The sequence below is a fragment of the Pseudomonas sp. B7(2017) genome (assembly GCF_002112745.1).
GTDB lineage: Bacteria > Pseudomonadota > Gammaproteobacteria > Pseudomonadales > Pseudomonadaceae > Aquipseudomonas > Aquipseudomonas ekonensis.
Genome location: NZ_NEIP01000003.1, coordinates 231772 through 245636 on the forward strand (window position 1 = coordinate 231772; position 13865 = coordinate 245636).

At 66.8% G+C, this 13865-nt stretch carries 10 protein-coding genes; 6 read left to right on the forward strand and 4 right to left on the reverse strand.

The window, feature by feature from the left end:
• Window positions 1–24 precede the first annotated feature (24 nt).
• The 4 genes from CAG29_RS07515 to CAG29_RS07530 all read left to right on the forward strand — a co-directional run bounded on the left by CAG29_RS07515 (window position 25) and on the right by CAG29_RS07530 (window position 6187).
• A complete protein-coding gene (locus tag CAG29_RS07515; RefSeq protein WP_085582542.1) occupies window positions 25–1440 on the forward strand; it encodes a sigma-54-dependent Fis family transcriptional regulator in 1416 nt (471 codons plus the stop codon).
• Between the two features lie 444 nt (window positions 1441–1884).
• Entirely contained in the window at window positions 1885–3276 is a 1392-nt protein-coding gene (locus CAG29_RS07520; protein ID WP_085582540.1) for a GntP family permease, read from the forward strand.
• A gap of 7 nt (window positions 3277–3283) precedes the next feature.
• Window positions 3284–4057 (forward strand): 3-hydroxybutyrate dehydrogenase, encoded by a 774-nt coding sequence (hbdH, locus tag CAG29_RS07525; RefSeq protein WP_085582538.1) that lies wholly within the window; start codon window positions 3284–3286, stop codon window positions 4055–4057.
• Window positions 4058–4231: 174 nt separating this feature from the next.
• The gene (locus CAG29_RS07530) at window positions 4232–6187 is read left to right on the forward strand and encodes an acetoacetate--CoA ligase (RefSeq protein ID WP_085656488.1); all 1956 of its coding nucleotides are present in this window, start codon (window positions 4232–4234) and stop codon (window positions 6185–6187) included.
• Between the two features lie 216 nt (window positions 6188–6403).
• Here CAG29_RS07530 and CAG29_RS07535 read toward each other — a convergent pair whose 3' ends face one another.
• Entirely contained in the window at window positions 6404–7513 is a 1110-nt protein-coding gene (locus tag CAG29_RS07535; protein ID WP_085694109.1) for a PilT/PilU family type 4a pilus ATPase, read from the reverse strand.
• A 104-nt stretch (window positions 7514–7617) separates the two neighbouring features.
• Here CAG29_RS07535 and CAG29_RS07540 point away from each other — a divergent pair, with 104 nt between their 5' ends.
• Complete coding sequence (locus CAG29_RS07540; protein ID WP_085694111.1) at window positions 7618–10158, forward strand: PAS domain-containing sensor histidine kinase; 2541 nt, start codon at window positions 7618–7620, stop codon at window positions 10156–10158.
• Between the two features lie 40 nt (window positions 10159–10198).
• A complete protein-coding gene (locus CAG29_RS07545) occupies window positions 10199–10474 on the forward strand; it encodes a peptidylprolyl isomerase (protein ID WP_003225447.1) in 276 nt (91 codons plus the stop codon).
• Between the two features lie 225 nt (window positions 10475–10699).
• On the opposite strand, the gene CAG29_RS07550 is transcribed toward CAG29_RS07545, so the two are convergent.
• The 3 genes from CAG29_RS07550 to CAG29_RS07560 form a co-directional block, all read right to left on the reverse strand.
• Window positions 10700–11632 (reverse strand): sugar kinase, encoded by a 933-nt coding sequence (locus tag CAG29_RS07550; protein ID WP_085694112.1) that lies wholly within the window; start codon window positions 11630–11632, stop codon window positions 10700–10702.
• A 160-nt stretch (window positions 11633–11792) separates the two neighbouring features.
• Complete coding sequence (locus CAG29_RS07555; RefSeq protein WP_085640009.1) at window positions 11793–13010, reverse strand: amino acid deaminase; 1218 nt, start codon at window positions 13008–13010, stop codon at window positions 11793–11795.
• A 39-nt stretch (window positions 13011–13049) separates the two neighbouring features.
• Entirely contained in the window at window positions 13050–13814 is a 765-nt protein-coding gene (locus CAG29_RS07560) for an IclR family transcriptional regulator (protein ID WP_085582526.1), read from the reverse strand.
• Window positions 13815–13865 lie beyond the last annotated feature (51 nt).

The window sequence follows — 13865 nt, forward strand, 5'->3', positions numbered from 1 at the left end:
CCACACACATTCAGGATCCGCCCCATGAACACCAGCGAAAACCTCAAGGACTACCAACGGGTGCGCTCCCTGGCGATCCGCTCGCTGTTCGAGATCATCGAGCAGTCCAGCGAAGGCACGGTGATCGTCGACCGCGACGCCAACATCGTCTGGATGAACGAGCGCTATGCCCGGCGCTTCGGCCTGGCGTCCGCCGCCGGCGCCATCGGCAAGCCCTGCGAGAGCGTGATCCCCGGCAGCCTGCTGCGCGAGGTGGTGCGCACCGGGCGGCCGATCCTGCTGGACATGCAGGACACGCCCAAGGAGCCCCTGGTGGTGATGCGCCTGCCGATCCACGACAACGCCGGCGCGGTGATCGGCGCCATCGGCTTCGCCCTGTTCGACGAGTTGCGCAGCCTGTCGCCGATGCTCAAGCGCTACCTGAGCCTGCAGGAGGAGCTGGCCTCGACCCGCTCGCTGCTGCGGGCACGCCAGACCAAATACAACTTCGCCCACTTCATCGGCACCAGCGCCGCCAGCCTGGAAGTCAAACGGCGGGCCCGGCGCAGCGCCAGCGCCGAATCGCCCGTCCTGCTGCTGGGCGAAACCGGCTCCGGCAAGGAGCTGCTGGCCCAGGCGATCCACAGCGCCTCGCCCCGGGCGCACAAGGCGTTCGTCAGCATCAACAGCGCGGCGATCCCGGAGGCGCTGCTGGAGGCGGAGTTCTTCGGCACCGCCCCCGGCGCGTTCACCGGCGCCGACCGCAAGGGCCGCACCGGCAAATTGCAGATCGCCCAGGGCGGCACGCTGTTCCTCGACGAGATCGGCGACATGCCGCTGCCGCTGCAAAGCAAGCTGCTGCGGGTGCTGCAGGAAAAGGAGTTCGAGCCGGTCGGCTCCAACGACGTGATCCAGAGCGATGTGCGGGTGATCGCCGCCACGTCCACCGACCTGGAGGCGGCGATCAAGCGCGGCGAGTTCCGGGCCGACCTGTATTACCGCCTCAACGTGCTGCCGATCCATGTCCCGCCGTTGCGCGAGCGCCTCGACGACTTGCCGGCGCTCAGCGAGGCGATCCTGGAAGACCTGCGCAGCCAGCACGAACTCGACCGCCAGGCGCTGGAGCTGCTGGGGCAGCACGCCTGGCCGGGCAACATCCGCGAACTGCGCAACGTGCTGGAACGGGCGGCGCTGCTCAGCGACGCCCTGGTGCTCACGGCCGATGACATCCGGGCGGCGATCGGCACGTTTGTGCCGGTCGAGCGCGGGCCGTCTCCGGTGCCTGAGCCGCTGACCCACGAGACCTTCAGCCAGGCCCGCGAGCGGTTTGACCGGCAGTTGATCCAGGCCACCCTCGCGCAATGCGGGGGCAAGGTGGTCGAGGCGGCGCAGCGGCTGGGGCTGGGGCGGTCGACGCTGTACAAGAAAATGGTGGCGTTGGGGATTGCCGAGTCTCACTAGAGAGACTTGTGTCTCTTGATAGAGAAGCGCAAAAGCATCGCAGGCAAGTCGAGTCGTCGCACCGCAACTCCCGCAGGGATTTTTGTCAGGCCCAGGAACCGGGGCTTACCCGGTTCTGTGGTGATTTGGCTGGCGATATCGCCGGCAGGCTGGCTCCCACAGGATTCTTTAGTGATTTGACTGGGGCTATTGGCTGGCTCCACAGGGTTCCGGGGTGAACACAGGTTCTGCATTCAACCGAGTCCTCTGTGGGAGCCAGCCTGCTGGCGATGGGGCCCTTCCAATCACCAGAAATCTCCAAACAGAGACAAAAAACCCTCACATCCCCATAAAGCCAGAATCAATTCCTTATATTTCAATGACTTAACGTGTTGGCACAGAACTCGCTAACAGCCTCTGCGTACCCGCACCACCCACAAAAATAACAATCCCTGGAGACACACCATGAGTGTGATCATTGCCCTGGCGGCGCTTGCGCTGCTGATGCTGGCCGCTTACCGAGGCTACAGCGTCATCCTGTTCGCCCCCATCGCCGCCCTCGGCGCTGTCCTGCTCACCGATCCGTCCGCCGTCGCGCCCGCCTTCACCGGCGTGTTCATGGAGAAGATGGTCGGCTTCATCAAACTCTACTTTCCCGTGTTCCTGCTCGGCGCCGTGTTCGGCAAGCTGATCGAACTGTCCGGCTTCTCGCGCTCCATCGTCGCGGCGGCGATCCGTCTGCTCGGCACCCGCCAGGCGATGCTGGTGATCGTGCTGGTGTGCGCCCTGCTCACCTACGGCGGCGTGTCGCTGTTCGTGGTGGTGTTCGCGGTGTATCCGTTCGCGGCCGAGATGTTCCGCCAGAGCGACATCCCCAAGCGCCTGATCCCGGCGACCATCGCCCTGGGTGCGTTCTCCTTCACCATGGACGCCCTGCCCGGCACGCCGCAGATCCAGAACATCATCCCCAGCACCTTCTTCAACACCACCGCGTGGGCCGCGCCCTGGCTCGGTGTGATCGGCACGGTGTTCGTGTTCTGCGCCGGCATGCTGTTCCTCCAGCGCCAGCGCCACAAGGCGCAAAAGGCCGGCGAAGGCTACGGCAGCGAACTGCGCAACGAGCCGGACACCGCCGACGACCTCACGCTGCCGAACCCGTGGCTGGCGCTGTCGCCGCTGCTGGCGGTGGGCGTGATGAACCTGCTGTTCACCCAGTGGATCCCCCAGTGGTACGGCAAGACCCACAGCCTGGCGCTGCCGGGCATGGCTGCGCCGGTGACCACAGACATCGCCAAGCTCACAGCCATCTGGGCGGTGCAGGCGGCGTTGCTGGTGGGCATCCTGATGGTGTTGGCGTTCGGCTTCGGGGCGATCCGCAGCAAGCTTGCCGAAGGCAGCAAGAGCGCGGTCAGCGGCGCCTTGCTGGCGGCGATGAACACGGCGTCGGAATACGGTTTCGGTGCGGTGATCGCGTCGCTGCCGGGGTTCCTGGTGCTGGCCGACTGGCTCAAGGGCATTCCCAACCCGCTGGTCAACGAGGCCATCACCGTCACCTTGCTGGCCGGCATCACCGGCTCCGCATCGGGCGGCATGAGCATCGCGCTGGCGGCGATGTCCGAGCAGTTCATCAACGCCGCCCACGCGGCGAACATTCCGCTGGAGGTGCTGCACCGGGTGGCCGCCATGGCCAGCGGCGGCATGGACACCCTGCCGCACAACGGCGCCGTCATCACCCTGCTGGCGGTCACCGGGCTGACCCACCGCGAAGCCTACAAGGACATTTTCTGTATTACGCTGATCAAGACCCTGGCGGTCTTCGTGGTGATCGGCACTTTCTACGCCACCGGCATTGTGTGAGGTATTCATGACGACTCTTTCGGGCAAGACCGCTCTGGTCACCGGTTCCACCAGCGGCATCGGCCTGGGCATCGCCCACGTGCTGGCCAAGGCAGGCGCCGACCTGATCCTCAACGGCTTCGGCGACGCCCAGGCGGCGGTCGCGGAAATCGGGCGGCACGGCGGCAAGGTCGGCCATCACCCGGCCGACGTCAGCGACCCGGCGCAGATCGCCGACATGGTCGCCTACGCCGAGCGCGAGTTCGGCGGCGTGGACATCCTGGTGAACAACGCCGGGATCCAGCACGTGTCCGCCGTCGAAGATTTCCCGGTGGAGCGCTGGGACTCGATCATCGCCATCAACCTGTCCTCGGTGTTTCACAGCACCCGCCTGAGCCTGCCGGGCATGCGCGGCAAGGGCTGGGGCCGCATCATCAACATCGCTTCGGTGCACGGCCTGGTGGGCTCCACCGGAAAGGCCGCGTATGTGGCGGCCAAGCACGGGGTCATCGGCCTGACCAAGGTGGTCGGCCTGGAGACCGCCGCCAGCAACGTCACCTGCAACGCGATCTGCCCCGGCTGGGTGCTGACGCCGCTGGTGCAGAAGCAGATCGACGACCGGGCGGCCAAAGGCGTCGATCCGCAGCAGGCGCAGCACGACTTGCTGGCCGAGAAGCAGCCGTCGCTGGCGTTCGTGACGCCGGAACACCTGGGTGAGCTGGTGCTGTTCCTGTGCAGTGAGGCCGGCAGCCAGGTGCGCGGCGCGGCGTGGAACATCGATGGCGGGTGGTTGGCGCAGTAGCCGCCACGGCCCCGCTCCCACCCTGGTTTGAGGGCGCCGCTCAAAGGGTGGGAGCCAGCCTGCTGGCGATGGCGTCAGTGATGGCGCCGCAGGGCCGGGGCAAGACATTCGCTCCCACCGGTGGAGCGGTGAGTCCACTCAGTTTTGTGTGCATACGATAAGAAGAGGCAACCCATGTCCGACATCCTCTGGCAACCCGACGCCCGGCGCATCGCCGATTCGCCCATGGACGCCTTCCGGCGCTTCGTCGAGCAACGCCATCACCTGACCCTGGCCGACTACCCGGCCTTGCATGCCTGGAGCGTCGGGCAGCGCGAGGCGTTCTGGCAAGCCATCGTCGATTTCTTCGACATCCGCTTCCGCACGCCGCCCGAGGCGGTCCTGCGCGAAGGCCCGCAGATGCCCAGCGCCGAATGGTTTCCCGGCGCCACCCTGAACTTCGCCGAACACCTGCTGCGCCGCCGCGACGAGGCCGTGGCGGTGGTGGCCGTGGCTGAAGACGGTCGGCGCGAACAATTGAGCTGGGCGGAACTGGCCCGTCAGGTCGCCGGTTTCCAGGCCGGCCTGCAAGCCGCCGGCATCGGCTTCGGCGACCGCGTGGCCGCGTGCATGCCCAATACTTGGCAGACCTTGGTGGCGATGCTCGCGACCACCGGCCTCGGCGCCATCTGGTCGTGCTCCTCGCCGGACTTCGGCACCCACGGGGTGATCGACCGCTTCGGCCAGATCGAACCGAAAGCGTTGATCATCTGCGCCGGTTACCGCTACGCCGGCAAGACCGTCGACCAGACCGTCAAGATCAACGAGATCCTGGCGCAGCTGCCGTCGCTGCAACAGCTGATCATCGTGCCCGGCCCCGAAGCCCAGAGCGACACCGGGGTGTACCGCACCGAGGCCGACGTGGCGCTGTGGGGCGACTTCTACCGTCCCGGCGGCGAACCGCAGTTCGTGCCGGTGCCGTTCAACCATCCGCTGTACGTGCTGTATTCCAGCGGCACCACCGGCGTGCCGAAATGCATCATCCACAGCACCGGCGGCGTGCTGCTGCAACACGTCAAGGAGCATGGCCTGCACGTTGGCCTCGGCCCCGCCGACCGCTTGTTCTACTACACCACCTGCGGCTGGATGATGTGGAACTGGCTGGTGTCGGCCCTGGCGGTCGGCAGCGCCGTGGTGCTGTACGACGGCTCGCCGTTCCATCCGGCCAACGAACGGCTGCTGGACCTGATCGACGCCGAGCGCATCAGCGTGTTCGGCACCAGCCCCAAGTTCCTCGCGACCCTGGAAAGCAGCGGCGTCAAACCTCGCCAAAGCCACGACCTGGGCAGCCTCAAGACCTTGCTGTGCACAGGGTCTGCGCTGTCGCCGCAGAGCTACGATTACGTCTACCGCGACTTCAAGACGGACGTGTGCCTGGCCTCGATGTCCGGCGGCACCGACATCGTCTCCTGCTTCGTCAACGCCAACCCGCTGTCGGCGGTGCGCCGCGGCGAGATCATGGGCAAGAGCCTGGGCATGGCCGTGGAGGTCTGGAACGACGCCGGCCAACCGGTGATCGGCGAAAAGGGCGAGCTGGTGTGCACCCGGCACTTCCCCGCCATGCCCATCGGGCTGTGGAACGACCCGGACGGCGAAAAGCTGCGCAAGTCGTATTTCAGTTTGTTCCCAGGCGTCTGGGCCCAGGGTGACTACGCCGAGGAGCGGCCCCACGGCGGCATGCTGATCCATGGCCGCTCCGACGCGGTGCTCAACCCCGGCGGCGTGCGCATCGGCACCGCCGAAATCTACCGACAGGTGGAAAAAGTGCCTCAAGTGCTGGACAGCGTCGCCATCGGCCAGCACTGGCAGGACGATGTGCGGGTGGTGCTGTTCGTGCGCCTCCAGGACGGTATCGAACTCGACGAAGCGCTGCAGCAGCAGATCCGCCAGGTGATCCGCGCCAACACCACGCCGCGCCATGTGCCCGCCAGGATCGTCGCGGTCACCGACATCCCGCGCACCCTCAGCGGCAAGGTGGTGGAACTGGCCGTGCGCAACGTGGTGCACGGGGAGCCGGTGAAGAACACCGATGCCCTGGCCAACCCCGAGGCGCTGGAGCAGTTTCGCGACCGGCCTGAGCTTCAGGCCTGAGCCCGCTCCCCTGCGGGAACGAGCCTGCTGGCGATGGCGTCCTGTCGGTCTGCCCGGATATGACTGATGCACCGCTATCGCGAGCAAGCTCACTCCCACAGGTCTTTGCGGTGGCCGCAGATTCTGCATCCACCCAAATCTTCTGTGGGAGCCAGCCTGCTGGCGATGGCGTCAGTCAAGGCACCGCAGGTTCAGGACAGTCGCGCCCAGCGAGGATCAGTCCATCAGCCCCCAATCCCCGGCCGCGCCCGCCGGCGGCGGCAAGGTGTCGGCATGCAGCTTCAGGCGCAGGCGCAGGTTGTTCACCGAATCGGCGTTCTTCAGCGCCTGTTCTTCGTCGATCACGCCTTCGGCCACCAGGTCGAACAGTGCGCCGTCGAAGGTCTGCATGCCCAGTTCCGTGGATTTTTCCATGATGGCCTTCAATTCCACGAACTCGCCGCGGCGGATCAGGTCGCCGACGGTCGGCGTGCCCAGCATCACCTCCACCGCCGCCCGCCGCTGGCCGTCGCGGGTGCGCACCAGGCGCTGGGACACGAACGCCTTGAGGTGATTGCCCAAGGCGTGCAGCAATTGCGGACGCCGCTCTTCGGGGAAGAAATTGATGATCCGCTCCAGCGCCTGGTTGGCGTTGTTGGCGTGCAGCGTCGACAGCACCAGATGCCCGGTCTCGGCGAAGGCCAGCGCATGCTCCATGGTCTCGCGGTCGCGGATCTCGCCGATCAGCACCACGTCCGGGGCCTGGCGCAGGGTGTTCTTCAGCGCCGCATGGAAACTGCGGGTGTCGACCCCGACCTCACGCTGATTGATGATCGAACGCTTGTGCCGGTGGATGTACTCCACCGGATCCTCGATGGTGACGATGTGCCCGCTGCTGTGGCGGTTGCGGTGGTCGACCAGCGCCGCCAGCGACGTGGACTTGCCCGAGTCCGTGGCGCCGACGACCAGGATCAGCCCCTGCTTGAGCATCACCGAGTCGAGCAGCACCGGCGGCAGCTTCAGGTCCTCGAAGCGCGGGATGTCGAGCTTGACGTTGCGGATCACCACCGATACATCGTTGCGCTGCTTGAAGATGTTCACCCGGAAACGCCCGATGCCCGTGCGGGAAATCGCCAGGTTCATTTCCAGCTCGCGGTCGAACTCCCGGCGCTGTTCGGCGTCCATCAGTGAAGCGGCGATGGCGGCCACCTCGCCGGGCTTGAACGGCCCGGCGTCCAGCGCCGTCAGCACCCCGTCGAACCGTGCGCTGGGCGGCGCGCCCGTGGAGAGGAACAGATCCGAACCGTGGCGGCTGGCCAGTTGTTTCAACAGTGCGTCGATTTCCATGGCAAAAAGCACCCGCAAAGTTTTCAATGAACCCGCAGAGGCAGGCGACTACCGCATCAGGATAGTCGACGCCGGCCCGCTGACCGACGATCAGGATCCGACCGATGAACGCTGTACCCGCCACCGATGACGCCCAGGCGCTGATCGCCTGCACCGACTGGAGCCGCACGCCGCTGGGCGCCGCCGGCACCTGGCCGCAGAGCCTGCGCACGGCGGTGGACATCGTGATCCACTCGCCGATGCCGATGCTGTTGCTGTGGGGGCCGCACCTGACGCAGATCTACAACAACGGCTTCGCCCTGCTGGCCGGCAGCAATCACCCGCGCGCTTTCGGACAGCCGACGCACGACATATGGCCGGAATTTCGCGACTTCACTGACCCGATCTACAGCGCCGTCCTACAGGGCCAGGTGCGCACCTACCACGAGCAGCGTTTCACCTTGCCGCAGCGGGACGGTCGGGAATCCGACTTCTGGCTGGACCTGACCTACAGCCCGATCCGCGACGAAAGCGCCCAGGTCGCCGGGATTCTGGTCACGGCCATCGAGACCAACGAGCGCCGGCGCATGGCCCAGGAGCTCAAGCAGCGTTCCGAAGACAGCCTCAAGGCCCAGCGCGAAACCGAAGAACGCCTGCAACTGGCGCTGGCCGCCACCGACGCGGTCGGCACCTGGGACTGGGACATCGGTGAGGACCGCTTCATCGCCGACGCGCATTTCGCCCAGTTGCACGGCGTCGATCCGGCGCTGGCCAACCGCCTGCCGATCAGCGAATACCTGCACGGCGTGCACCCCGAAGACCGCGCGCTGATCGCCCGCAGCATCAAGCACTGCATCACCCACGGCACCGAATACGCCGAGGAATACCGCCTGCAGCAAGCCAACGGCGAGGTGCGCTGGGTGTTCGCCCGGGGGCGCTGCTACAAGGATCACCACGGCCGGCCCGTGCGCTTCCTCGGCGCGGCGCTGGACCTGACCGAGCGCAAGCTCACCGAACAGGCGCTGCGCCAGAGCCAGACCGAGCTGCAGCTGATCATCAACGCGATGCCGATCCTGATCAGCTATGTGGACCGCGAAGAGCGCTTTCGCCTGAACAACGCCGCGTACCTGGACTGGTACGGCCTCACGCCCCAGGAGCTGTACGGCCGCACCATCCGCGACGTGCTCGGCGACGAGGGCTACTTTCGGCGCAAGCCCTACATCGCCGAAGCGCTGGCCGGGCGCCCCTGTTCCTTCAGCCTGTACTCGCCGCACCGCGACGGCAGCCTGCGCCATGCGCTGATGAACTACTTGCCGCGCCACGGGCCGGACGGCGCGGTCAACGGCTTCTACATCTTCGTGATCGACGAGACCGAACGCAAAAAGACCGAAGAGGCTCTGCGCGACCTCAACGAAACGCTGGAGGAACGCGTCGCGGCCCGCACCAAGCAACTGGCCCAGGCCAACCAGCGCCTGCAGAACGAGATGTTCGAACGCGAACGCGCTGAAGACGCCCTGCGCCACGCCCAGAAAATGGAGGCCGTCGGCCAGTTGACCGGCGGCATCGCCCACGACTTCAACAACATGCTCACCGGCATCATCGGCAGCCTCGACCTGATGCAGCGCTACATCGCCAGCGGCCGCACCGACGAGATCGGCCGGTTCACCGAGGCCGCCGTGTCGTCGGCCAACCGCGCCGCCGCCCTCACCCACCGGCTGCTGGCGTTTTCCCGGCGCCAGTCGCTGGACCGCAAGACCCTGGACGTCAACGAGCTGATCCACTCGCTGGAGGACCTGATCCGCCGCACCAAGGGCGACCCGATCGAACTCACCCTGCGCCTGGGAGCCGGCGTGTGGCTAGTCAGCACCGACGTCAGCCAGCTGGAAAACGCCGTGCTCAACCTGGTGATCAACGCCCGCGACGCCATGCCCGAGGGCGGCGAACTGCTGATCGAGACCGCCAACGTCTACCTCGACGGCAGCGACATCACCACCCTGGAACCGGTCAGGGCCGGCGACTACGTGATGCTCGCCGTCAGCGACAACGGCACCGGCATGACGCCGTCGGTGCGCTCCAAGGCCTTCGACCCGTTCTTCACCACCAAACCCATCGGCCAAGGCACCGGCCTGGGGCTGTCGATGATCTACGGCTTCGCCCAGCAGTCCGGCGGGCACGTCAGCCTCGACAGCCTGCCGGGCCGCGGCACCTGCGTGCGGCTTTACCTGCCGCGCCTGCATGCGCTGGAGCCCGAGCGGCCGGCGGCCGAACCGGTCAACCAGCCCCCCGCCGCGGCGACCGGCGAAAGCGTGGTGGTGGTCGAGGACGATCCGGCGGTGCGCATGCTGGTGCTCGATCTGCTCAGGGAACTGGGCTACCGCGCCTTCGAGGCCGAAGACGCGAAAAGCGCCCTGCCGCTGTTCGAGTCCGGCCAGCGGGTGGACCTGTTGGTGACCGACGTCGGCCTGCCGGGCATGAACGGCCGGCAACTGGCGGAAATCGCCCGCCAGCACCGGCCGGGGCTCAAGGTGCTGTTCATGACCGGTTATGCGCAGAACGCCGCCGAACGCCAAGGATTCCTGGAAGACGGCATGGACATGGTGGCCAAGCCGTTTTCCATCGAGGCGCTGGCGGCCAAGATCCGCACGATGCTCAGCCAAACCCCGTGAGTTGAGGCATAATCCGCGCCCCGCAATCAGGTACCGCATCATGAAAGCCCAAGCCCGCCACATTCTGGTGAAGACCGCCGAAGAGGCCGAACAGCTCAAGCAACGCATCGCCAAGGGCGAAGCCTTCGACGTGCTGGCCAAGAAATACTCGACTTGCCCGTCCGGCAAGCGCGGCGGCGACCTGGGCGAAGTGCGGCCGGGGCAGATGGTCGGCGCCATCGATGCGGTGATCTTCAAGAAGCCGCTGCGCACCGTGCACGGGCCGATCAAGAGCAAGTTCGGCTATCACCTGGTGCAGGTGTTCTTCCGCGACTGAACCCTGCCCCGCGGCGCCCCGGCCGCCGCCATCGCCAGCAGGCTGGCTCCCACAGGGTTCTCAGTCGTTCCCAGGCCCTGCGGACAACCACAATACCTGTGGGAGCCAGCCTGCTGGCGATGCGTCCGGTCAGGCGACACCGAATCTGGATGTGCCGGCCTCATCGCTGGCAAGCCAGCTCCCACAGGGTTCTCAGGTGTTCGCTGGGTTTGCGGACGGCCGGTTTCACCTCGGGATCAGCGCACCCGGCACCTGGATCACCTGGCTCGCCAGCCGGTGCCCTGCCTCGGCGGCGTCCGCCGGGCTGGCGCCTGACAGGCGGCTGGCCAGGTAAGCCGCGCTGAACGAGTCCCCCGCCGCCGTGGTGTCGATCACCTTCTCGACTTTCTGCGCCGGCACTTCGAACGCTTCCCCGTCGCAGCGGATCAGGCACGCCTCGGCGCCGCGCTTGAGCACCACTTCCGGCGTGCCGATCTGCGTGTAGGCCTCGAACACCGCGTCGCAATCGGCGAACCCGAACAGCGCCTCTTCATCCTCCACCGTCAGCAACGCCAGGTCCACATAGGGCAACACGCTGCGGTAGGCCGCCTGCGCTGCCTCCCGCGAAGCCCACAGACGGGGCCGGTAGTTGTTGTCGAAGACGACGCGGGTGTCGCGCTGGCGGGCTTCGGCCAACACCTCGATCAGCCGCTCCCGCCCTTGCGCGCCCAGCACCGCCAGGGTGATGCCGCTGAAATACAGCACGTCGTAGTCCGGCAAGGCCGCCAGCGTCGCGGCGCCGTTCGGCAGGGTGAAGCAGTCGCGCACGGCCGCTTCGTTGCGCCAGTACAGGAAGCGCCGCTCGCCGGCGGCGTCGGTCTGGATGCAGTACAGGCCCGGCAGCCGATCGGGCAAGCGCTGCACCCAGTCCAGGCCGATGCCTTCGTCGGCCCAGCGGCGGCACATCTCGTCGCTGAAGCTGTCGTCGCCCAGGGCCGTGACGTAATCGACCCGGGCCCGGTCGCCCATGGCCCGCGACAGGTAGACGGCGGTGTTGAGGGTGTCGCCGCCGAAGCTTTGCTGCAGGCTGCCGTCGGCGCGCTGCTGAAGTTCGATCATGCATTCGCCGATCAGGGCGATGCGCGGGAGGTGGGGGCCCAGGGGGCTGAGAGTGGTCATCTGAATGGAGTCCTGGCAGTTCAAGGGTGTTCTGTCGGCCGCCATCGCCAGCAGGCTGGCTCCCACATTGGAACTGTGTCGAACACATGTCCCTGTGGAAGCCGGCCTGCCGGCGATGGCGTCGGTGCAAACGCCACCGGGCGCGGTGCCGGCTGAGGTCTCAGAAGCAGGTGCCCATCGTCTCGATCACCGTCAGCCGCTCATCCACCAGCAACCCCACCCGCCATTTGTCGAAGGTCAGGCACGGGTGCGAGGTGCCGAACGAAATGATGTCGCCGACCCGCAGTTCCACCCCCGGCGCCACGGTCATGAACGCATGCTGGTCCATCACCGCCGTCACTTTGCACGCGCCGACGTCATCCCCCACCGCCGGCAGCACCCCGGCCTTGTAGCGCAGCAGCGGCACCGGCAGGCCGGCGTCGAAGGCCACGTCGCGCTTGCCCAGGGCGACCACCGCGAACCCCGGCTCCGGCAACGACTGCACATGGGCCCAGACCTCCAGGGCCGGGCGCAGCCCTTCGTGCAGGTCGCTGCGCCGGTCGAGCACGCAGCACTGCGCTTCCTTGTAGATGCCGTGGTCGTGGGCCACGTAGCTGCCCGGACGCAACACGCTGAGGAAGCGCCCGGCGGCGTTCTGCGCCTCGAAGGACTCGGCGATCAGGTCGTACCACGCCGACCCCGACGCCGTGATGATCGGCTTGGCGACGGCGAACGCGCCGCTGTCCTGCAACTGCACCGCCAGGCGCACCAGCGACGCGGCGAATTCGCGGATACCGCTGACGGCGTGGTCGCCGTGGATCACGCCCTCATAACCCTCGATGCCGGTCAGGGCCAGGGCCGGTTGCGCGGCGATGGCTTCGGCCAGCGCGATGACCTCCTGCTCGCTGCGGCAACCGCACCGGCCGCCGACCACGCCGTACTCGATCATCACGTTCAGCCGAACGCCCCGGGAGGCGAAGTACGCGCCAAGATCGGCGACGTTGTCCGGGTGATCGACCATGCAGTAGAAGTCAAAGCCAGGATCGGCCAGCAGATCGGCGATCAGCGCCATGTTCGGCGTGCCGACCAATTGGTTGGCCATCAGCACCCGGCGCACGCCGTGGGCGTAGGCGGCGCGGGTCTGGGTGGCGCTGGCCAGGGTGATGCCCCAGGCGCCGGCGTCGAGCTGACGGCGGAACAGCGCAGGCGTCATGCTGGTCTTGCCGTGGGGCGCCAGTTCCGCGCCGCTGTCGCTGACGAACGTCTGCATCCAGCGGATGTTGTGCTCCAGCGCCGCGCGGTGCAGCACCAGCGCCGGCAGGCTGACATCGCGCACCAGGTGGGCGCCGACGGCGGCATCGCCCTTCTCCACGGCAGCGGTAGTGTTCACGGTCGTCATGGTCGAACTCCTCACAGTCGCGCCCGCCGGCGGGCGCGGTCAGTCGTTGATGCGCCGGGCGAGGCTGTTGGCGCTCTCGATCAAGACCCGGCGATAGTCGTTGTAGTTGTTCTTGGCGTCGGCGCGCGGGGCGACGATGCACAAGGTGCAGATGGCCACGCCAGCGGGGTCTTTGACCGGCGCGGCGAAGCAGTGGGTGAACGTGTCGGCGACACTGTCGAAGGAAAAGAACCCGTCGATGCCGGCCTGACGAATTTCCCCCAGGAACGTCTCCAGCGGCAGGCGTTTGCCGTCCGGCAGGATGAAGTCGTCGGGGTCGATCAGATCAATGATTTGCTGGTCGCTCAGGTGCGCCAGCAGCAGGCGCCCGGACGCGGTCCACGGGATCGGCGCGTTTTCGCCGATATCGGAGGAAATGCGAAAGTGCCGCTCGCCCTCCTTCATCAGCGCCACCGTGTACTTGCGCCCGTTGAGCAGGCACATCTGCGCGGTTTCCCGGGTCTGGCTGACGATTTCCTGCAAGGCGTGGTCGGCCTCGCGGCTGAGGTCGAAATGCCGCAGGTGCGCCTGGCCGAGAAAGTACAGCTGACGGCCCAGATAGACGTGACCGTCCTTGCCCACCGGCTCCAGGATCCGCCGCTCCAGCAGCGACGCCACCAGTTCGTAGACCGTGGATTTCGGGCTGCCGATGCCGTTGGCGATATCGTTGGGGCGCAGCGGCTGGCCGATCTCCTTGAGGAAATCGAGAATGTCGAACGCCCGGTCCAGACCCCGGGCCCGGCGTTTGATGGTGTCTTCGGTCATGTCTTCAGGTTCCCATTCACAGTGCCGGGAGTGTACCGAGAGTGCCAGGCT